The following is a 17,479-nucleotide window of genomic DNA, read 5'->3' on the forward strand; positions in this document are numbered from 1 at the left end:
CTCCGGTTCCCCGGGCTCCGCTAGCCCGCGCGCTTCACCGACCCGATGAAGGCCGCCCAGGCCCCCACCGAGAAGAGGAGGAGAGAACCCCCCGGCACCTTGCTGTCCCGGACGGGAAGCACCCCGGGCACGTCGTCGGCCACCTCGACGCAGTCGCCGCCTTCCCCATTGCTGTAGCTCGATCTACGCCACATGCTCCACCTCATCCGAACGGGTCCCGCCCCGGGCGAGCGGGGCCACCCGTTCCATCAAAGCAAGGGACGCCTCATCGGGAAGCGGCTGGGCGGGATTTGACCGACCCCGCCTCGCCGGGGCCCGGCCGCGGGCCGTGCGATCCTCGGAGCATGGGCGCCCCCACCGACCCCACCGACCCCACCGACCCGGCGGCCCCGGCCGCCCCCACCGACCCGGCCGCCCGGCTGCGCGTGCTCGCCGGCGCGGAGCCGGTGCCGGCGGGTGACCTCCTGTCCCTGCTCCCCGCGACCGGGCCCCTGTGGGTCGCGCGCCTGGACGGGGCGGCGATGGCGGACGTGGCCGGCGTCTTCGCGCAGTTCCGGCAGCGGCTGCGGCTGCCCGACTGGTTCGGGGGGAACTGGGACGCGCTCGACGACTGTCTCCGGGACCTGGCGTGGCTCCCGGCGGACGCCTGTCTGATCGTCGTCGCCGGGGCGGAGCGGGTGCTCGCGGCGCGGCCCCGGGAACGCGGCATCCTCTTCGAGGTGCTGGCACGGGCGGCCGGGAGCCGGGCGCCGGCGGTCGGGGTGCCGGTCACCGTGGTCCTGCTGTGCGCCCCGGACCACGCCGGCCGGCTGCGGGCCGAGATCGCCGGTCCGCCGGGCGCGGACTGAGGAACGCGCGGCTCAGGCGGGCCGGTGGCGCCGGTAGGAGCGCACCACGCGGGCGCGGTCGCCGCAGCGGCTCGGGAGCACCGGCGGCGGCGAGGGTGGGCCGGGAGGAACAGCGGCACGCGGTCCTCGGCCGCGCGGACGCGGACCCGCTCGATCGCGGGGTCGGTCAGCGACCGCGCGGCGGCCTCGGCGAGATGGGCGGTGAGGACCGTGCCGGGAGCGGGCCCGGAGCGGTCGGCGGCGGCGGTCGCGTCGCGTCCGTCGTCCGTCGTCCGTCGTCCGTCGTCCGTCGTCCGTCGTCCGTCCGAACGGGCGTGTAACGGGGGCCGGTTACGGCTTGCGGCCGACCGCGCCGTACTGGGGCACCTCGGCGGGGCGCGGCCCATCCGCTCCGGGCCGCCACCGCGAGCAGGTGACCAGGCCCGGGTCGAGCAGGTCGAGTCCGCGCAGGAAACGGCTGATTTCCGCGCGGGTGCGGGTGGTGAGCGGCGGCCGGGCCTGCCGGTTCCAGTGCCGGATCGCCTCGGCGTTGGCCTCGCCGCCCAGTTCGTCGGTGGGGTGGGTGAGCACCACGTAACTGCCCGCGGGCACGGCGTCCAGCAGCCGGCGCACGACCTCTTCCGCCTCCTCGGTGTCGAGGATGAAGTTGAGGAGGCCGAGCAGCATGATCGCCACCGGGCGGCCGAAGTCCAGGGTCTTGGCCGCCGCTTGGAGGATCGCGTCCGGGTCGTGCGCGTCGGCCTCGACGTAGTCGGTGGCGCCCTCGGGTCTGCTCACCAGCAGGGCTCTGGCGTGGGCGAGCACCAACGGGTCATTGTCGACGTAGACGACCCGGGCGTCCGGCGCCAGGCGCTGGGCCACCTCGTGGGTGTTGTCCTCGGTCGGCAGCCCCGTGCCGATGTCGAGGAACTGCCGCACGCCCGCCTCACCGGCCAGGTGGGCGACCGCGCGGGCCAGGAACAGCCGGTCGGCGCGCGCCACTTGGACGATGCCGGGGAACATGCCGATGATCTCGTCGCCGACCCAGCGGTCCACCTCGTAGTTCTCCCTGCCGCCGAGCCAGTAGTCCCACACCCTGGCGTTGTGCGCCACGTTCGCGTCCACGGTCACCCGCGCGATGATGGCCGGGCACCCCGTGCACGTGCAAGCCGGGCCGGGCGGCCTCGATCCCGGCCGCCTCCCCCGGCGGCCCCGCACTGCCTGTGATCGCGTATATCCCCTACGCTTCTTGCCGGGTACCGGTGACCGGAGCGATCGCGATGGGGGTGATGACGATGCCGGGAGACTCGAAGCTGAAGGTCTTCCGCGAAGCCTGCCACGAGGCGGCGCGCAGAACGCCGGAAGTGACGTTCTACGAGCTGACCGAGGCGAGCGGCGTGCCCAACTTCCACTCCGCCGCGATGAGCGACAGCGCGCTGCGCCACCGCGTCCTGTGCCGCCCGCGCGGCGGCTTCGTGGCCTACGCGGCCCCGCCGCCGTTCCCCGGCTCCGCCCTGCTCCACTTCCGCGAACCGCCGTCCTGGTCAGAGGTGTTCTCCTGGTACGGCCTTCGGGTGTTACGCGCCGAGGTGCTGGCGACACCACTCTCCTCGGTGGACCTGAGCGCGCTGGACGACCAGGATCAGGAGGCCCTCCGCAGGTGGCGGCCCCGGACGCTGGGCGAGCTGCTGTTCAACTGGTGGGGTCCGCGAGACTCCTCAGCAGGGCGGGCAGCGCGGCCAGGCCGGTGATCCGGCGCAGCCCCAGCCCCCGGTGGGCCGCGCCATCGCCGGTCCGGTCCAGCCAGATGCCGTACAGCCCGGCCGCGTCGGCGCCCGCCGCGTCGGTGTCGGGCCGGTCGCCGACGTAGGCGACGGCCCCGGGCGGCAGGCCCATCGCCTCACAGGCCGCGAGGAACGCCTCGGGCGCGGGCTTGGCGTGGCCGAGCTGATCGGAGCAGACCAGCACCTCGAACCGGTCGCGAATCCCCAGCCCGCGCAGCACCCGGTCCTGGTGGCCGATGTCGGAATTGGACAGCAGGCCATGCCGGTAGCCGGGCGTGAGGGCGGTGAGCGCGGGCAGCACGTCGGGGAACAGCCCGTCGGCGTCGCCGCGGTGAGCCAGATACCGGGCGAACCAGGCGTCGGCCTCGGCGTCGGACAGCACCTCCCCGAGGAACGCGCGGGACCGTTCCCGGCGTTGGGCGACGAAGGACTGCTCCCCCGCGAGGTAGCGGCCGTACTGCTCCTCCATCACCACCCGCCACCGCGCCAGCGCGGCCTCCGGTGAGGAGAACCGTCCGAGCAGCCCCTCGGCCGCGAAGTGCCGCAGCGCGGCGGCGCGGCGGCGCGGACGGTGCCGCTGTAAGGGAGCAGCCGGGGCTTCGTGATCAGCCCTTCAGACCACCGTCACGCCTCGATGACGGGCCCACGACTCGGCTGCTTCCGCCAGCGCCCTGCGTGATGGCACATCGGGCCTCCGGGCAGCCATCTCCCACCACATGCGGGTACTGGCTGCGGCGAAGGCGTCGATGGCTTTCGGGTCCGCGTTCGCCCAGACCTCGCATGGGGCCACCCACGACTCGGCGGCCTCGGGGCTGTGCCCGGATGACACGAGCTGCACAACGAGCATCGCCGGATCGATCAACGGCGCACCCCGGGTCGGCCAGCCCCAGTCCACGGCCCACACGCCCCGGTCCCCGACGAGCATGCGTGCATGTTCGCGATGTTCTGTATCCGTGGGTAGGCACACCGTCACGGGCGGACGGACGTGGGGTGGGCTTTGGCTGGAAGAAGGGGCGGCGCCGTGGTGAGGCGGCGATCGATGTGGTGGGACTTGACGACTTGTGGCGCCAGAAGTCTGAGGATTGGTTTCAGGGCCTGGTCAGGTGGGGTGTCGGCTCGGCAGGTGATCAGGTCCACGTGGGCGAGACGGTGTTCGGGCCAGGTGGAGACGATGAGGTGGGATTCGGACAGGACCAGGACGCAGGTGGAGCCGTGTGGTTGGAAGGGAACGGCGAGTTCGCCTCGGACGTCGGTGCCGAGGAGCTCGGACGCTTCGTGCAGGGTTGCGATCAGAGCTGCGGGATCAGGGTCGGGTTGGGCGCATGCCAGGAGGTCGTAGGCGACGCAGACCAGCCGGCTCATGCTGCGGCCCCGGTGGCGTACGGGGCGGCGGGCAGTAGGGCGGCGAGGTAGTCGGCGGTGTAGGAGCGGTGGAGTCGGCTCGGGTCGGCCGCCCACTGCCGGACTTCGGCCCAGAGGGCGGCCAGGGCGTCCTGGCCGTGGTCGTTCAGGAGGGTGTCGAGGTCGAGGAGTGCCTGGGGCAGGTCGGCGTACTGCGGTCCGTAGCGGACGTAGAGGGTTTTGGACAGCTTGCCACCGGTGCGGTCCAGGATCGTCGGCGTGAAGACGCTGACCGGCCAGCGCGCGGCAGGGATGCCGAGGACGGCCAGTGCCGGGGCGAGGACGTGGGCGTGCCAGGCGCCGCCCCAGTCGGCTCCGTCGATGGATACCGAGCACGCTTGGTGGGTGTCGCGTTCGGCAGCGAGGAGGTAGCCCTTCTGGATGGAACGCACCGGGGTGTTCGCGTCGTACCAGCCCTCGGTTCCGGCGATTTCGATGGTCTCCCGGTAGGGGCCGTGGTGGGGGCAGGCGGAGTACAGGTGTACGGCGTCCGTGTCGGCTTCGACGCGCAGTCCGGCTGCGGTTTTGTCCATCAGCCGGCACCGCGGGCAGCGCGGTCGGATGCGCAGGCGGCCGTCGGCCGGGGCGACCAGCGGCGTGAAGTCCTCGGGGCGAGAGGCGATGCGGTGCAGGCACTCCCGTACCGGGAGCAGGGCCTGGTAGTCGGTGTAGGGGCGGATTTCGTATGGCACGCCACTGGCGGTTGCCGCGAAGTCCAGCAGGCGGCGGAATCCGGAGACGGGTTCGTCGGAGTTGAGCCGGCCGGTGTCGATGAGGTCGGCGACCGTGCGGGTGTAGGTGTGGCCGTTGATGGTGAGGCGTTCGGCGGGGGCGTTGTCGAGGGCGTCGAAGACGATGTGTGCGGGCAGGTCGAGGGTGTCGGCGGCGTGGGCGGCCAGGGCGAAGACGGTCAGCATGGTGGTGACGGTGCCGATGTGAGGAGTGCCGTTGAACTGTGCGGCGGTGGTGACGCGAAGTCGGGTCATGCCGTGGACGGCGGGGCGGATGAGGTCGGCGTTGGAGCGGGTGAGGTGGGCGATGCCGACCGGGGCGAAGATCAGATCCGGGGGCGGGTTGGGGGTCATGGTCATGGGTGGGTGATCCTTCCCGTGTAGAGCCATACGGCGGGGAATTGGAGGTCCGCGCTGGGGATACGTCGTACCGTGGTGAGGGTCAGGCCGCTGTGCTCGGCGGCGTGCTGGAAGAGCGCGCTGGTGAGCCGTACGCGGCCGGTGAGGTCGGCGGCTTCCCAGTTGGCGCCGGCCGCCCAGCCGCCGGGGGCAAGGAGTTGGTGCGCGGCGGAGAAGCAGCGCACGAAGTGTTCGGGGCCGCGGGTCAGGCCCAGGAGTCCGAATTGGGTGACCAGGTCGAAGCCTTGGCCGAGTGCGGGGTGCGAGAGGGGTCGGCCGGTGAGGCAGTCGGCCGTGACGGCGGCGGTCAGCCAGCGGCAGCGGGCTGTGAACGCGTCCGGCTCGGTGCGCCGGGAGAGTGCCAGGGCGGTGCGGTGGGCTGGGCGAGGCCGTGCTGCGGCGGCGAAATCGGTGAGGATGGCGAGGCGCCGGGGGTCGGTGTCCACGGCCGTCAGCCGCCCGACGTGAAGGGCGGTTGCCCACAGCAGGGATTCGGAACCACTGCCGAGGTCTGCCCACGAGGCGGCGGGCGGCAGGCGGCGGAGCATGGCCAAGATGTGCTCGGTGCCCTGCCCGAAGCGGAACTCCTCGCCGTAATGCTGCTCCCAGTAGGTGTTGGCGTCCAGGACGGTGTGCGGTCCGGTCACTGCGGCCCACCGGGTACGGCAGCGAGGATCTCCGTGAACCGGCTACGGGTGCTGGTCAGCTTTCCGATGATGCGGTAGCCGACCGCCGTGAGCGCATCGGTCAAGTCGGCGGCTGGGATCAGCCGCAGGTCCACGCTGGTGGCGTGCAGCCGGTTACCGGACGCACTGAGATAGGCGAAGTCGATCCGCAGTGCGAGGCCGGTGGCGTCGTGGTGTTGGCGGCGCTGCCGGTACGCGGCTCCGGCCGCCCGCGCCGGGTCCAGTCGGCGGTCGGTGCGCCAGGCCCCATCCGGCAGATCGGGATCGTAGAACGCGCAACCGTCCGTCACGCCGGGGCGTGTGCACAGCGCTTGCAGGAGGATTCGGCTGCCCGGGACCAGGGCGGCACGGATCCCGGCGAGGATGTCGGTCAGTGGGCATTGTGCGGCGAGCTGGTTGAGCGCGGCGTTCGGCACGACGACGGCGTCCACTCCGGGTAGCCGGTCCAGTTGCTGGATCAGGCATCGGCGGATGTGTGTGCGCTCAGTCGGCACGCCAGCCGTCGCGGCGCGCTCGACGGCGACCTGGAGCATCGCCGCTGAGGCATCCAGCAGGGTAACCTCCACCCCCGCCTGTGCGTAAGCGAGCACGAAGTGCCCAGTGCCACAGGGCAGTTCGGCGACGTGCGCGGTGCGGCGCAGGAGGTGTGCCAGCAGTTTCGGGGGCGGAGGCGGCTGTTCGGCGCGAACATATGCCGCCCGTTCGCCGTAGCCGGCGACCACCCAACGAGCACGGGCGGAGTTCACGCCGTAACCCCCATCCGGTAGAACGCGGCGTGCTGGCGGCACACGGGGTGGACGAGTACGCCGTCACGGGCGATGACCGCGCTCTCGGCGGCCTCGTCGCGGCGACCGGTCAGTGCGTGGCGGGCCAGGCGCACCAGATACGGTGCCGCGGCGGTGGTGTAGGCGTGGCTGGCGGTGACCGGTACCAGTGCGGGCAGCGTGTCGAGTTTGACGTGCAGAATTCCCCCCGTGATGTGTGGCGGGTCACCCGGCGACTGCACGGGCCCGGCGGTGGGCAGATAGCCGGAGCCATAGCCACAGGTGGCGTCCACGACCACGGCGCCCGGCCGCATGCGCGCCAGGTCCGCCTCAGTGATCATGGGCGGGGTGTCGTGCGTGGAGACCAAGATGGCGCCGATGATCAGGTCCGCTTGTGGCAGCAACGCGGCCAGCCGCCCTCGGCTGTTGACCTCCACGGTCACACCCATCGGGGCGCGCGTGCGGTAGTCGGCGGCCGAGGCGGGGGTGTGGGCCAGCACGGTGACGCGCGCGTCCAGCGCTGCGGCCGTCCGCGCGGCAGCCGAGCCGACGTTGCCGGAGCCGATCACCACCACCTGTGCGGGATCCGCCCCAGGGACGCCGCCCAGCAGCACGCCCCGGCCCGCCGGGTGCTGCAATGCCCGCGCTCCGAAGTGGACGGCCTGGATCCCGGCGATCGTTCCACCCGCCGTGCCCAGGGGGAACCGGCCGTTCTCGGTCAGGAACTCATAGCTGTAGGCCATGACCTTGGCGCGCGTCAGTGCGGCCAGCAGTGCCGGGTCGCCTTCGGCGTGGAAAAGCGCGCCGATCGCCTGACCGGGTGCCAGCCGATTCAGGTCGGTGAGGTCGGGGCTCTTGTACCGCAGGACCAGCGGGGCGGCCCACACGTCCTCGGCCGCCGCGAACCGTACACCGTGGCCGGCGAGTACGGAGTCGGAACAGCCGGTCCCTTTGCCGATGCCGGGCTCGGAGAGCATCTCGAATCCCGCTGCTGCCAGTGCACAGGCCGTGACCGGAGTAAGCAGTGTGCGGCGGTCGCCGGGGGTGGACTCGCGGGGAAAGCCGATCAGCCGTGGGGAAAGGACGGGAAACACTTTTGGGCCTCCTGCACCTGATCGTCGGTGGTCACCATCAGGGTGCGGCCCATGCGTGGTCCAGCCCAGCTCATCGGCTTCGCACGGAAGGTGCTCACCCCATGCCGACCGGCTGTTCACTGCGGATGACAATCGTCCGCTCCACAGGGCGACTACAGTAGGTGATGCTTTCTGTTGTCAGTGCGACCGGCCGTCAGATCGGCGCCACCTGCGAGGAGCCCGGTGGACACACTCTTCGACGCACCTGAGACGCCGCCCGAGCCGGTGCTGATGTCCCTGAACCCCGAGTACTACGAGCTGATCTGGGCCGGCGAGAAGCGCCACGAATTCCGACGCCGCTACCTGGCCGGCCGCCCAACCACGTGGTATGTCTACCTGACCGCTCCGGCATCCCGGCTCACGGCCGTCATCGACCTCGATGTCGCCGTGGTCGACACGCCCCGGCGCATCGCCGACATCGCTGAGCAGGCCCGCCCCGGCAACGGCGCTTCCGTTCTGGCCTACCTGGAAGATCTTGAGCGGGGATTCGCCCTGCCGATCCGCCGCGTGCGCGAGTTCGAGGGATTCGCCGCCACCGAACTCTCGGAAATGCTGGGCTTTTTCCATCCTCCCCAGGGCTACACCCTCGTCTCGCGCAGCCCTCAGTGGCAGGCGGTCTGCCACAAACTGACCGCCGGCCCCCTCACGCGGCAGATGAGCCCGCCACCGGTACCGGGTGCCTGAGCATCGCGTCGTGAAGGGAGCAGGCAATGCCCGCAACCGCTCGCACGGCAACCCACAGCAGCCCACTGCGCCGGGCACGCCTGGCCATCCCCGCCACGCTGGAACAGGTGTGTGCGGACCTCGATCACCTGTCGCCCAGCGGCTCCAGCGGCGTGACACCCAGCATGCTGTCCGGCTGGGAACTGGGACGTCACACCACCAGCGTCCGCTACCGCACCCTGCTGTCCCACTACTACAACCAGCCGGCAGATGTCCTCTTCGCCCACCAGGACCTCCAGCTCACAGCTGCCGAGGAGCAGCCCCGGCTCCTGGCCGGGCACCGGGAACTGCGCCGCGCGATGACCGCGGTCGTGCGCGGTGCCGAGCAGTACCTCGCGGTCACCGGCTCCCGTTCCCGCGACACCACTTACCTGCAAGCCATCGAGACCGTGCTTGCCGAGCGGACCGACCTCGTTCACTACCGGATTCTGTTCGGCCCACCGCGGCACACGGAACTCGCCGGGCACCTTGAGCGGCTCCTGGCTTTGAGGGACCCGGGTGACCGAAGCCTCGGTGTGAAGACTCTGCACATCGGGATGGTGCCCACCGACCGCGACGCCCCTGAGCGCTTCTTCTGCGCCTCGGAGAAGGCAGCCGTCGCGCCCATCCCCTCCCTGACGTCGGCCTATGCTTTCGACTCCGGCGTCCTGTTGGGCACCCGCGCGGCCGAACGGCTCATCGACCACGCCCGCCAGTGCTACGCGGGAGCACGCCGGGTCGAAAGCACGGCGGCGCTCACCGCTATGAAACTCCCGGTGCCCGGCCAGCGAAGGCAGGATGGATAGCCATGGACCACCCCCGGCACACCGACCCCGCGCACATCCTGGCGGGAGCCAAGGAAGACCACGACAGCGTCCTGGAGCTCACCCAGGCCCTCGTCCGCAGCCCCAGCCGCGCGGGCATCGACCCCTATGAACCCGTCATCCAGATCCTCACCGACTGGATGACCGCCCACGGCCTGACGCCCGGCGTGCTGCACGACACCACCGGCGCGCCGGTCGCCGTCACCGCCGACATCCCCGGCACACGCCCCGGACCGCGCTTCGTCCTCGATGCCTGTCTGGACACCGCGCCCTTCGGCGACGAGAGCGCCTGGACCCACCCGCCCACCTCCGGCCTCATCGAAGACGGCTGGCTGTGGGGCCGGGGCAGCTCGGACTCCAAGGCCGCCGTCGCCGTCTTCTGCCACCTCGCCGCCCGCCTCGCCGACCGTGCCGACCGCCTGCGCGGCACCCTTACCCTGCTGTTCGACCTGGACGAGCACACCGGCGGCTTCGGCGGCGCCAAACGCTACTTCCAGGGCCCCGACGCCCCCGACGACGTGACCGGCGTCATGATCGGCTACCCCGGCACCGACAAGCTCGTCATCGGCGGCCGAGGCGTCCACCGCACCCAACTCCACGTCCACGGCGTCTCATCCCACTCCGGCGGCAGCAAGACCACACCCGGTGCCATCGACAAGGCCGCCCACCTAATCCACGAACTCCGCGCCGCCGAACTCCCCGCGCCCGCAGGTGACTTCCCACTACCGGGCAAACTGACCGTCACCGCAATCACCGCAGGTCAGGGCTACTCCGTCACCCCCGACCTGTGCACCCTCAACATCGACATCCGCACCACCCCGGCCTTCGACGACACCGCCGCGGCCGAGCTGCTCGCCGCCACCACCGCACACGTCGACCGTTCCTGGCCGGACACCCCGCCCACCCGAATCCACACCCACACCCGCTGGCCCGCCTACGCCCTCCCACCGGACTCGCCCCTGCGCTCCGCCCTGCTCAACGCCGCCCGCGCCCACCATCAGCACCCAGAGCCGAGAATCGCCGGACCGTCCAACATCGGCAACTACCTCGCTGGCCTCGGCATCCCCGCCACCGCCGGCTTCGGCGTGGACTACACCGGCCTCCACGCCACCGACGAACGCTTCCGCACCGACACCGTCCCCACCGTCCAAGCCATCTACCACACCGCCCTGGCCACCCTGCTCAGCTGAACCGTGCACTGAGCAACCGTCCGCACAACAGCCAACGTGAACGCGATCACCTGAGGTAGAGGCCCTGAGCACTCCCGGGCGGGTTCGCAACCTGGGTCAGCTGCTCGGCAAGTCGAGCTTCGAGTTCGGCGACCCGCTTGTCGAGGAACCGGTTGTTCTCGCGTGCCCCCTTCAGCCGGACCTCCAGGCTCCGGTGTTCGTTGGTGAGTTGGTGGATCTGGCGCTTGAGTGTGGCGTTTTCCGTCATCACGCGCTGGACGGCGTCCTTGGGCAGATCCTGTCCAAGTCTCGGATTCGGCCGAGGAGTTCGCCGATGCGATCCCGCTGCGTACGGACCTCTCCCAGTGCCGTCTTCAGACCGTCCTCGGCAATTAAGTGCCCGCTCGCGCCACGAGGCCATGAGACGAGACTCAGCGTCCTCGCGGTATTGCTCACGGCATGCGCCACTTCGTGTGGATGCTTGGGCGATAAGGTCCTTGGCCTGGGAGTTCCGATAGAGGAACGTGCGGGAGACGTCAGCTTGACGGGCAACGGCGGCCACCGTGATCGCCGCGCGTCCGCGCTCCATCCGGGCGAGGGCCTCGCGGACTCGGTCGAGCGTCGCCTCCGCGGTCTGGCGGCGCGAGGCGATGGCGGCTGCGGTCCGTTGGTGCGGCGTGGTGCTCATGGCTCCTCGGTGGTGGATGTGTAGGCGGCGTCGTTGGCAATGTCGGCGAGGTCGCTGGTCTGGAAGGCGGTGTTCCAGCGGCGGCGCAAGCCGGGCCGGGCGGCATCGGTCCCGGCCGCCTCCCCCGGCGGCCCCGCACTGCTTGTGATCGCGTATATCCCCTACGCTTCTTGCCGGGTACCGGTGACCGGAGCGATCGCGATGGGGGTGATGACGATGCCGGGAGACTCGAAGCTGAAGGTCTTCCGCGAAGCCTGCCATGAGGCGGCGCGCAGAACGCCGGAAGTGACGTTCTACGAGCTGACCGAGGCGAGCGGCGTGCCCAACTTCCACTCCGCCGCGATGAGCGACAGCGCGCTGCGCCACCGCGTCCTGTGCCGCCCGCGCGGCGGCTTCGTGGCCTACGCGGCCCCGCCGCCGTTCCCCGGCTCCGCCCTGCTCCACTTCCGCGAACCGCCGTCCTGGTCAGAGGTGTTCTCCTGGTACGGGCTGCGGGTGTTACGCGCCGAGGTGCTGGCGACACCGCTCTCCTCGGTGGACCTGAGCGCGCTGGACGACCAGGATCAGGAGGCCCTCCGCAGGTGGCGGCCCCGGACGCTGGGCGAGCTGCTGTTCAACTGGTGGGGTCCGCGAGACTCCTCAGCAGGGCGGGCAGCGCGGCCAGGCCGGTGATCCGGCGCAGCCCCAGCCCCCGGTGGGCCGCGCCATCGCCGGTCCGGTCCAGCCAGATGCCGTACAGCCCGGCCGCGTCGGCGCCCGCCGCGTCGGTGTCGGGCCGGTCGCCGACGTAGGCGACGGCCCCGGGCGGCAGGCCCATCGCCTCACAGGCCGCGAGGAACGCCTCGGGCGCGGGCTTGGCGTGGCCGAGCTGATCGGAGCAGACCAGCACCTCGAACCGGTCGCGAATCCCCAGCCCGCGCAGCACCCGGTCCTGGTGGCCGATGTCGGAATTGGACAGCAGGCCATGCCGGTAGCCGGGCGTGAGGGCGGTGAGCGCGGGCAGCACGTCGGGGAACAGCCCGTCGGCGTCGCCGCGGTGAGCCAGATACCGGGCGAACCAGGCGTCGGCCTCGGCGTCGGACAGCACCTCCCCGAGGAACGCGCGGGACCGTTCCCGGCGTTGGGCGACGAAGGACTGCTCCCCCGCGAGGTAGCGGCCGTACTGCTCCTCCATCACCACCCGCCAGCGCGCCAGCGCGGCCTCCGGTGAGGAGAACCGTCCGAGCAGCCCCTCGGCCGCGAAGTGCCGCAGCGCGGCGGCGCGGTCGCTGCCGCTGTAGTCGAACAGGGTGTCGTCGATGTCCCAGACCACGGCACTGATCCCCATGCCGGCGACCGTAACATCAGGGCGTGCGCATCCTCACGTGGAACCTGTGGTGGCGGTTCGGGTCCTGGGACCAGCGGCGGAAGGCGATTCTTTCGGTGCTGCGGGAGGAGCGGCCCGACGTCTGCGGGTTGCAGGAGGTGTGGCAGGCCGGGGGCGAGAATCTGGCGCGGTGGCTGGCGGACGAGTTGGGGATGCACTGGGCGTGGGCGCCGGGTGAGGTCTTCTCGTACTGGCGGGACCGGCTCGGCGCCGAGGTGGCGGCCGGGCTCGGGGTGGGGAACGCGGTGCTGAGCCGGTGGCCGATCGTGGAGTCCGCCGTCGAGCGGCTGCCGGACGGCGGCGGGCCGGACGAGGTCCGGGTCGCGCTGCACGCGCTGATCGAGACGGAGGCCGGCCGGCTGCCGTTCTTCACCACCCATCTGCACGCGGCGCAGGGCGGTTCGGCGGTGCGGTGCGCGCAGGTGCGGGCCCTGGCCCGGTTCGTCGCGGCACGCGGCTCCGGCTCCGGCTCCGGCTCCGGCTCCGGCTCCGGCTCCGGCTCCGGCTCCGGGGCATATCCGCCCGTGGTCACCGGCGACTTCAACGCCGAGCCCGCCTCGGACGAGATGCGGCTGTTCGGCGGCACGCTCACCACCCCGGCCGTGCCCGGGCTGGTGCTGCTGGACGCCTGGCGCGCGGCCGACCCCGCCGGGCCGTGGGCGTCGTGGGACCCGGGCGCCAACCCGCTGGTCGCGGGGCCCGGCGTCTTCCGTTCGCGGATCGACTACATCCACGTGGGCCTGCCCGCGCGGGGCGGGTCGGGCCGGGTGACGACCGCCCGCCTCGCCGGTCTCGGCCCGGTCGACGGCGTCTGGCCGTCCGACCACGCCGCGGTGGTCGCGGACCTCACCGGTCCGTGAGCCACCGCGGGCGGACGGCGCGATGCGGCGGCGGGGCGGCGGGCGGTCAGGAGACGGTCGGGCCGTCCGGGTGGGCGAGACGCTGGTCGAGGACCGCGCGGGCGGCCGAGGCGACCTCCTGCTCGGTGAGCCTGCGGTAGCCGTCCTCGGTGAGCAGCGTGATCACCGGGTAGAGGTGGCGGGTCAGGTCGGGGCCGCCGGTCGCGGTGTCCTCGTCGGCCGCGTCGTACAGGGCCTGAAGGACGGCGGCGGTGATGTCGGCCTCGCTCATGCCGGGCCGGTAGAGCTTCTTGAGCGCGCCGCGGGCGAAGATCGAGCCCGAGCCGGTGGCGGAGAAGTCGTACTCCTCGTGGTGGCCGCCGGTGATGTCGAAGGAGAAGATCCGGCCGCGGCCGTCGGCCGGGTCGAATCCGGCGAAGAGCGGGATGACCGCGAGGCCCTGCATGGCCAGCTCCAGGTTGTCCCGGATCATGCTGGTGAGGCGGTTGGCCTTGCCGACCAGGGAGAGCGGGACGCCCTCGACCTTCTCGTAGTGCTCCAGCTCCAGTTGGAAGAGCCGGACCATCTCGACGGCGATGCCGACCGTGCCGGAGATGCCGACGGCCGAGAACTCGTCGGCCGGGAAGACCTTCTCGCCCTCGCGGTGGGCGATGAGGTTCCCCATCGTTATGCGGCGGTCGCCCGCCAGCAGCACGCCGTCGGCGTACTCGGCGGCGACGATGGTGGTGCCGTGCGGGATGTGGGCGATGCCCTTGGTGGCGGGCAGCGCGTGCCGCGAGGGCAGCGCGTCGGGCGCGTGGCGGGTGAGGAAGTCGTAGAACGACGGCGGCCCGGGAGCCAGGAAACCGGGGGGCAGCGCCCCCCAGTCGGAGACGTCGGCGGACATGGCTCTCCCCTTCCCTTGCCGGTGCGGACACCGGGCGGTGAACTGCGCCCCATCGTAGGCGTATTGACACTCCTGACCAGGGGGCGACCGGGCCGCCGCCCCGCTTGTCAGCCGTCGGCGGACAGACCGTCGAGCAGGTCGAGCAGCGCGGCGTTCACCTCGGCGGGGCGCTCCTGCTGGGTCCAGTGGCCGCAGCCGGGCAGGATCAGCGCCCGGCGCAGCGCGGGCAGGCCCCACTCCAGGCCGGCCACCAGGCGGTCGGGGCCGCCCGCGAACGCCGTGGTGAGGTCGCGGTCGCCGGCCACGAACAGGGCGGGCACCTCGATCCGGCTGCCGCGGAAGGCCGCGAGCAGCTCCCGGTTCCGGTCGATGTTGCGGTACCAGTTGAGGCCGCCGGTGAAGGCGTGCTCGCCGTGCCGGGCGTACTCGGCGACGAAGACGGCGATGTCGTCCTCGGTGATCCAGCCCGGCAGCTCCTCGGGCGGCGGGATGGTGGCCATCAGCGGCACCCCGTCGGGGACGACCCACACCTGGGGCGGGTCGCTGAAGGGGCTGTCCCCCGAGGCCGCGTACAGGATGCCGCGGAACGTCGCCGCCGGGTCGCGCGCCAGCTCGGCGTCCGCGACGCCCGGCGCCTGGAAATAGTGCTGGTAGAAGCCGTCCCCGAACCGCTCGCGCAGGGCACGGATCGGTGGCACGTCGCCGTGGACGGGCGGCGGCACGCTCAGGCCCGCGACGGCCCGCACCACGTCGGGGCGGAGCAGCGCCGTGGTCCAGGCGACGGGAGCGCCCCAGTCGTGGCCGACGACGACGGCCCGCTCCTCGCCGAGCGCGCGGATCAGCCCGATCACATCGCCGGCGAGGTGAAGCAGGGTGTACGCGGAGATGTCCCCGGGCTGCGCGCTGCGGGCGTAGCCGCGCTGGTCGGGGGCGACCACCCGGTACCCGGCGGCGGCGAGCGGGGCGAACTGGTGGCGCCAGGAATACCAGCACTCGGGGAAGCCGTGCAGCAGCAGGACCAGCGGTCCCTCGCCCTGCTCGGCGATGTGCAGCTCCAGGCCGCCGACTTCGACGGTGCGGTGCGTGATCGCGCCGAAGTCGGCGTCCGACCCGGTCATCTGGTGGACGGTCATCACCGTGCTCCCTTACGTCGTTGGCGTCGCGCGGGCGGGGCTCCCGGTGCCATGGTGGTCCCTGGGCCGGGGTGGGGGCCATGGTGCCGACGGCGTGACGGGGATTACATGAGCGGGCGCCGTCCGAGGGGTGGCGCCTTTGTTACTTGCGGGTTACTCTGCTCATCAGAGCGGTACCCCGCTCAGGCGGTTTGGTGACGCAGCCGTCGAGAATGCCGTCGGTCCGGCATTCGCCGCACGACACCACACGGCAGGCCCCGGGACAGGGCCCGCCGCGGCTCTCGTCGACGTCGTCACCATCCCTGGAGTCCGTGATGGATCAGTCCGCCGCGCCCGCATACCCCCTCCTGCCCACCGTCGCCGTGGTCGGCCTCGGCACCATGGGCACCGGCATCGCCGAGATCCTCGCCCGCTCCGGGCGTGACGTGATCGGCATCGACATCAGCGACACCGCCGCCCGCGAGGCCACCGAGTCGCTGGAAGCCTCCACCGCCCGGCTGCTGGAGCAGCAGCGGCTCACCGTGCAGCAGCGGCAGGAAATCATCAAGCGCCTGCGGGTGTCCACCGATCTGCGCGCCGCCGCCGAAGCCGACCTGGTCATCGAGGTCGTCCCGGAGAACTACTCGCTCAAGCTCAGCGTCTTCACCGCGCTGGACGAGATCGTGAAGCCCACGACGATCCTGGCCACCGGCACCAACGCGCTGCCCATCACCAAGCTGGCCACCGAGACCGCGCACCCCGAGCGCGTCGTCGGCCTGCACTTCTTCCACCCGGCGCAGGCGATGAAGCTGGTCGAGGTCGTCTCCTCGGTCCTGACCTCGCCCGAGGCCGTCGAGGCCGTCTCGCGGCTCGCCCGCGAGCTGGGCAAGGAGCCGCTGCCGGCCGGCGACCGGACCGGGCTGGTCGCGGACGGCCTGCTGTTCGGCTACCTCAACCAGGCCGCCGCGATGTACGAGTCCCGCTACGCGACCCGCGACGACATCGACGCGGCCATGCGCCTGGGCTGCGGCCTGCCGATGGGCCCGCTGGCGGTGCTCGACCTGATCGGCATCGACACCGCGCGCACCGTGCTGGAGGCCATGTACGAGCGCACCGGCGACCGGCTGCACGCCCCCGCGCCGGTGCTCGGCCAGCTCGCCGAGGCCGGGATGACCGGCCGCAAGGCCGGCCGCGGCTTCTACACCTACCAGGGCCGGGGCAGCGGGACCGTGGTGGGCGACGAGCAGGCCGCGGTCGTCGAGTCCGACACCGCCGAGCCGCGCCCGGTGGCCGCCGTCGGCGTCGTGGGCTCGGGCACCATGGCCTCCGGCATCGTCGAGGTCTTCGCCAAGGCCGGGTACCCGGTGGTCGTCACCGCCCGCAGCGAGCAGAAGGCGGTGGCCGCGCGGGACCGGGTCGCCGCCTCCCTGGAGCGCTCGGTCAAGAAGGGCCGCCTGTCGGCCGGGGACCGCGACGCGACGCTGGCCCGGATCGTCCCGGCCGACTCGCTGGACGCGCTCTCCGACGTCAACCTGGTCGTGGAGGCCGTGGCCGAGGACCTGGCCGTCAAGCGGCAGCTCTTCGCCTCACTCGACCAGATCTGCCGCCCCGGCGCGGTGCTCGCGACGACCACCTCCTCGCTGCCCGTGATCGCCTGCGCCCGCGCCACCTCGCGCCCGGCCGACGTCATCGGCATGCACTTCTTCAACCCGGCCCCCGCCATGAAGCTGGTCGAGATCGTCCGCACGGTGCTGACCGGCGACGACGTGCACGCCACCGTCCGCGCGGTGTGCCGCACCGTCCGCAAGCACCCCGTGGACTGCGGCGACCGGGCGGGCTTCATCGTCAACGCGCTGCTGTTCCCCTACCTCAACAACGCGGTGAAGATGGTCGAGGAGCACTACGCCACCCCCGAGGCGATCGACACCGCGATGAAGCTCGGCGCCGGCTATCCCATGGGCCCCTTCGAACTCCTCGACGTCGTCGGCCTGGACGTCTCCCTGGCCATCGAGGACGTGCTGCACCGGGAGTTCCGGGACGAGTCGCTCGCCCCCGCTCCCCTGCTGCGCCAGCTGGTCGCCGCGGGGTGCCTGGGACGCAAGACCGGGCGCGGCTTCCACGAGTACGCCCGGCGCTGACCGGCGTGC

At 72.0% G+C, this 17,479-nt stretch carries 21 protein-coding genes; 8 read left to right on the plus strand and 13 right to left on the minus strand.

Annotated features, from left to right (window positions below; genetic code table 11):
• Positions 1 to 20: 20 nt before the first annotated feature.
• The gene (locus OIE51_RS04490; RefSeq protein WP_326595673.1) at positions 21 to 194 is read right to left on the minus strand and encodes a DUF397 domain-containing protein; all 174 of its coding nucleotides are present in this window, start codon (positions 192 to 194) and stop codon (positions 21 to 23) included.
• Positions 195 to 344: 150 nt separating this feature from the next.
• On the opposite strand from OIE51_RS04490, the gene OIE51_RS04495 reads away from it, so the two are divergent.
• Complete coding sequence (locus OIE51_RS04495) at positions 345 to 848, plus strand: barstar family protein (protein WP_326595674.1); 504 nt, start codon at positions 345 to 347, stop codon at positions 846 to 848.
• 330 nt (positions 849 to 1,178) lie between these two features.
• On the opposite strand, the gene OIE51_RS04500 is transcribed toward OIE51_RS04495, so the two are convergent.
• On the minus strand, positions 1,179 to 1,958 hold the full coding sequence (locus tag OIE51_RS04500; protein ID WP_326595675.1) for an SAM-dependent methyltransferase: 780 nt from the start codon (positions 1,956 to 1,958) through the stop codon (positions 1,179 to 1,181).
• A 164-nt stretch (positions 1,959 to 2,122) separates the two neighbouring features.
• Between OIE51_RS04500 and OIE51_RS04505 the strand changes: the two genes are divergently transcribed.
• Complete coding sequence (locus OIE51_RS04505) at positions 2,123 to 2,578, plus strand: hypothetical protein (protein WP_326595676.1); 456 nt, start codon at positions 2,123 to 2,125, stop codon at positions 2,576 to 2,578.
• Here OIE51_RS04505 and OIE51_RS04510 read toward each other — a convergent pair.
• The 7 genes from OIE51_RS04510 to OIE51_RS04540 form a co-directional block, all read right to left on the minus strand.
• Positions 2,520 to 3,158: an HAD family hydrolase gene (locus OIE51_RS04510; protein ID WP_326600491.1), complete on the minus strand. Its 639-nt coding sequence runs from the start codon at positions 3,156 to 3,158 to the stop codon at positions 2,520 to 2,522. The genes OIE51_RS04505 and OIE51_RS04510 overlap by 59 nt on opposite strands.
• Positions 3,159 to 3,224: 66 nt before the next feature.
• Positions 3,225 to 3,536, minus strand: a complete 312-nt coding sequence (locus tag OIE51_RS04515) for a hypothetical protein (protein ID WP_326595677.1) — start codon at positions 3,534 to 3,536, stop codon at positions 3,225 to 3,227.
• A gap of 44 nt (positions 3,537 to 3,580) precedes the next feature.
• The gene (locus tag OIE51_RS04520; RefSeq protein ID WP_326595678.1) at positions 3,581 to 3,973 is read right to left on the minus strand and encodes an S-adenosylmethionine decarboxylase family protein; all 393 of its coding nucleotides are present in this window, start codon (positions 3,971 to 3,973) and stop codon (positions 3,581 to 3,583) included.
• Complete coding sequence (locus tag OIE51_RS04525) at positions 3,970 to 5,103, minus strand: hypothetical protein (RefSeq protein ID WP_326595679.1); 1,134 nt, start codon at positions 5,101 to 5,103, stop codon at positions 3,970 to 3,972. The genes OIE51_RS04520 and OIE51_RS04525 overlap by 4 nt, the downstream gene beginning before the upstream one ends.
• Positions 5,100 to 5,789, minus strand: coding sequence for a hypothetical protein (locus OIE51_RS04530; RefSeq protein ID WP_326595680.1), 690 nt, complete (start codon positions 5,787 to 5,789; stop codon positions 5,100 to 5,102). Before OIE51_RS04530 ends, OIE51_RS04525 begins: the two co-directional genes overlap by 4 nt.
• Positions 5,786 to 6,574: a class I SAM-dependent methyltransferase gene (locus OIE51_RS04535; RefSeq protein ID WP_326595681.1), complete on the minus strand. Its 789-nt coding sequence runs from the start codon at positions 6,572 to 6,574 to the stop codon at positions 5,786 to 5,788. The genes OIE51_RS04530 and OIE51_RS04535 overlap by 4 nt, the downstream gene beginning before the upstream one ends.
• Positions 6,571 to 7,686, minus strand: coding sequence for an NAD(P)-dependent oxidoreductase (locus tag OIE51_RS04540; protein WP_326595682.1), 1,116 nt, complete (start codon positions 7,684 to 7,686; stop codon positions 6,571 to 6,573). The genes OIE51_RS04535 and OIE51_RS04540 overlap by 4 nt, the downstream gene beginning before the upstream one ends.
• 222 nt (positions 7,687 to 7,908) lie before the next feature.
• On the opposite strand from OIE51_RS04540, the gene OIE51_RS04545 reads away from it, so the two are divergent.
• The 3 genes from OIE51_RS04545 to OIE51_RS04555 are packed head-to-tail and all read left to right on the plus strand — an operon-like array spanning position 7,909 to position 10,441.
• On the plus strand, positions 7,909 to 8,409 hold the full coding sequence (locus OIE51_RS04545) for a hypothetical protein (protein WP_326595684.1): 501 nt from the start codon (positions 7,909 to 7,911) through the stop codon (positions 8,407 to 8,409).
• A 26-nt stretch (positions 8,410 to 8,435) separates the two neighbouring features.
• Entirely contained in the window at positions 8,436 to 9,233 is a 798-nt protein-coding gene (locus tag OIE51_RS04550; RefSeq protein WP_326595685.1) for an XRE family transcriptional regulator, read from the plus strand.
• A 2-nt stretch (positions 9,234 to 9,235) separates the two neighbouring features.
• Positions 9,236 to 10,441: a M20 family metallopeptidase gene (locus OIE51_RS04555; protein ID WP_326595687.1), complete on the plus strand. Its 1,206-nt coding sequence runs from the start codon at positions 9,236 to 9,238 to the stop codon at positions 10,439 to 10,441.
• A gap of 46 nt (positions 10,442 to 10,487) precedes the next feature.
• Here OIE51_RS04555 and OIE51_RS04560 read toward each other — a convergent pair whose 3' ends face one another.
• Entirely contained in the window at positions 10,488 to 11,108 is a 621-nt protein-coding gene (locus tag OIE51_RS04560; protein WP_326595689.1) for a DUF6262 family protein, read from the minus strand.
• Between the two features lie 216 nt (positions 11,109 to 11,324).
• Between OIE51_RS04560 and OIE51_RS04565 the strand changes: the two genes are divergently transcribed.
• The gene (locus tag OIE51_RS04565) at positions 11,325 to 11,780 is read left to right on the plus strand and encodes a hypothetical protein (RefSeq protein ID WP_326595676.1); all 456 of its coding nucleotides are present in this window, start codon (positions 11,325 to 11,327) and stop codon (positions 11,778 to 11,780) included.
• Here the strand turns inward: OIE51_RS04565 and OIE51_RS04570 are convergent.
• Complete coding sequence (locus tag OIE51_RS04570) at positions 11,722 to 12,435, minus strand: HAD family hydrolase (RefSeq protein ID WP_326595691.1); 714 nt, start codon at positions 12,433 to 12,435, stop codon at positions 11,722 to 11,724. The two genes, OIE51_RS04565 and OIE51_RS04570, sit on opposite strands and share 59 nt — an antisense overlap.
• A 23-nt stretch (positions 12,436 to 12,458) precedes the next feature.
• On the opposite strand from OIE51_RS04570, the gene OIE51_RS04575 reads away from it, so the two are divergent.
• Positions 12,459 to 13,334: an endonuclease/exonuclease/phosphatase family protein gene (locus tag OIE51_RS04575; RefSeq protein WP_326595692.1), complete on the plus strand. Its 876-nt coding sequence runs from the start codon at positions 12,459 to 12,461 to the stop codon at positions 13,332 to 13,334.
• A 46-nt stretch (positions 13,335 to 13,380) separates the two neighbouring features.
• Here the strand turns inward: OIE51_RS04575 and prcB are convergent, their stop codons facing one another.
• Both prcB and OIE51_RS04585 read right to left on the minus strand, forming a co-directional pair.
• Entirely contained in the window at positions 13,381 to 14,220 is an 840-nt protein-coding gene (gene prcB, locus OIE51_RS04580; protein WP_326595693.1) for a proteasome subunit beta, read from the minus strand.
• Positions 14,221 to 14,327: 107 nt separating this feature from the next.
• Positions 14,328 to 15,353: an alpha/beta fold hydrolase gene (locus tag OIE51_RS04585; RefSeq protein WP_326595694.1), complete on the minus strand. Its 1,026-nt coding sequence runs from the start codon at positions 15,351 to 15,353 to the stop codon at positions 14,328 to 14,330.
• 314 nt (positions 15,354 to 15,667) lie between these two features.
• Between OIE51_RS04585 and OIE51_RS04590 the strand changes: the two genes are divergently transcribed.
• Positions 15,668 to 17,470, plus strand: a complete 1,803-nt coding sequence (locus tag OIE51_RS04590; protein WP_326595695.1) for a 3-hydroxyacyl-CoA dehydrogenase family protein — start codon at positions 15,668 to 15,670, stop codon at positions 17,468 to 17,470.
• The last annotated feature ends 9 nt before the right edge of the window (positions 17,471 to 17,479 follow it).

Origin of the sequence: Streptomyces sp. NBC_01803, from assembly GCF_035917415.1 — a bacterium.
Classification (GTDB): domain Bacteria; phylum Actinomycetota; class Actinomycetes; order Streptomycetales; family Streptomycetaceae; genus Streptomyces.

Coding starts and splice junctions, on each gene's coding strand:
- OIE51_RS04490 (WP_326595673.1), bottom strand. CDS start 194: ATGTGGCGTAGATCGAGCTACAGCAATGGGGAAGGCGGCGACTGCGTC.
- OIE51_RS04495 (WP_326595674.1), top strand. CDS start 345: ATGGGCGCCCCCACCGACCCCACCGACCCCACCGACCCGGCGGCCCCG.
- OIE51_RS04505 (WP_326595676.1), top strand. CDS start 2,123: ATGCCGGGAGACTCGAAGCTGAAGGTCTTCCGCGAAGCCTGCCACGAG.
- OIE51_RS04515 (WP_326595677.1), bottom strand. CDS start 3,536: ATGCTCGTCGGGGACCGGGGCGTGTGGGCCGTGGACTGGGGCTGGCCG.
- OIE51_RS04520 (WP_326595678.1), bottom strand. CDS start 3,973: ATGAGCCGGCTGGTCTGCGTCGCCTACGACCTCCTGGCATGCGCCCAA.
- OIE51_RS04525 (WP_326595679.1), bottom strand. CDS start 5,103: ATGACCATGACCCCCAACCCGCCCCCGGATCTGATCTTCGCCCCGGTC.
- OIE51_RS04550 (WP_326595685.1), top strand. CDS start 8,436: ATGCCCGCAACCGCTCGCACGGCAACCCACAGCAGCCCACTGCGCCGG.
- OIE51_RS04555 (WP_326595687.1), top strand. CDS start 9,236: ATGGACCACCCCCGGCACACCGACCCCGCGCACATCCTGGCGGGAGCC.
- OIE51_RS04560 (WP_326595689.1), bottom strand. CDS start 11,108: ATGAGCACCACGCCGCACCAACGGACCGCAGCCGCCATCGCCTCGCGC.
- OIE51_RS04565 (WP_326595676.1), top strand. CDS start 11,325: ATGCCGGGAGACTCGAAGCTGAAGGTCTTCCGCGAAGCCTGCCATGAG.
- OIE51_RS04570 (WP_326595691.1), bottom strand. CDS start 12,435: ATGGGGATCAGTGCCGTGGTCTGGGACATCGACGACACCCTGTTCGAC.
- prcB (WP_326595693.1), bottom strand. CDS start 14,220: ATGTCCGCCGACGTCTCCGACTGGGGGGCGCTGCCCCCCGGTTTCCTG.
- OIE51_RS04585 (WP_326595694.1), bottom strand. CDS start 15,353: ATGACCGTCCACCAGATGACCGGGTCGGACGCCGACTTCGGCGCGATC.
- OIE51_RS04590 (WP_326595695.1), top strand. CDS start 15,668: ATGGATCAGTCCGCCGCGCCCGCATACCCCCTCCTGCCCACCGTCGCC.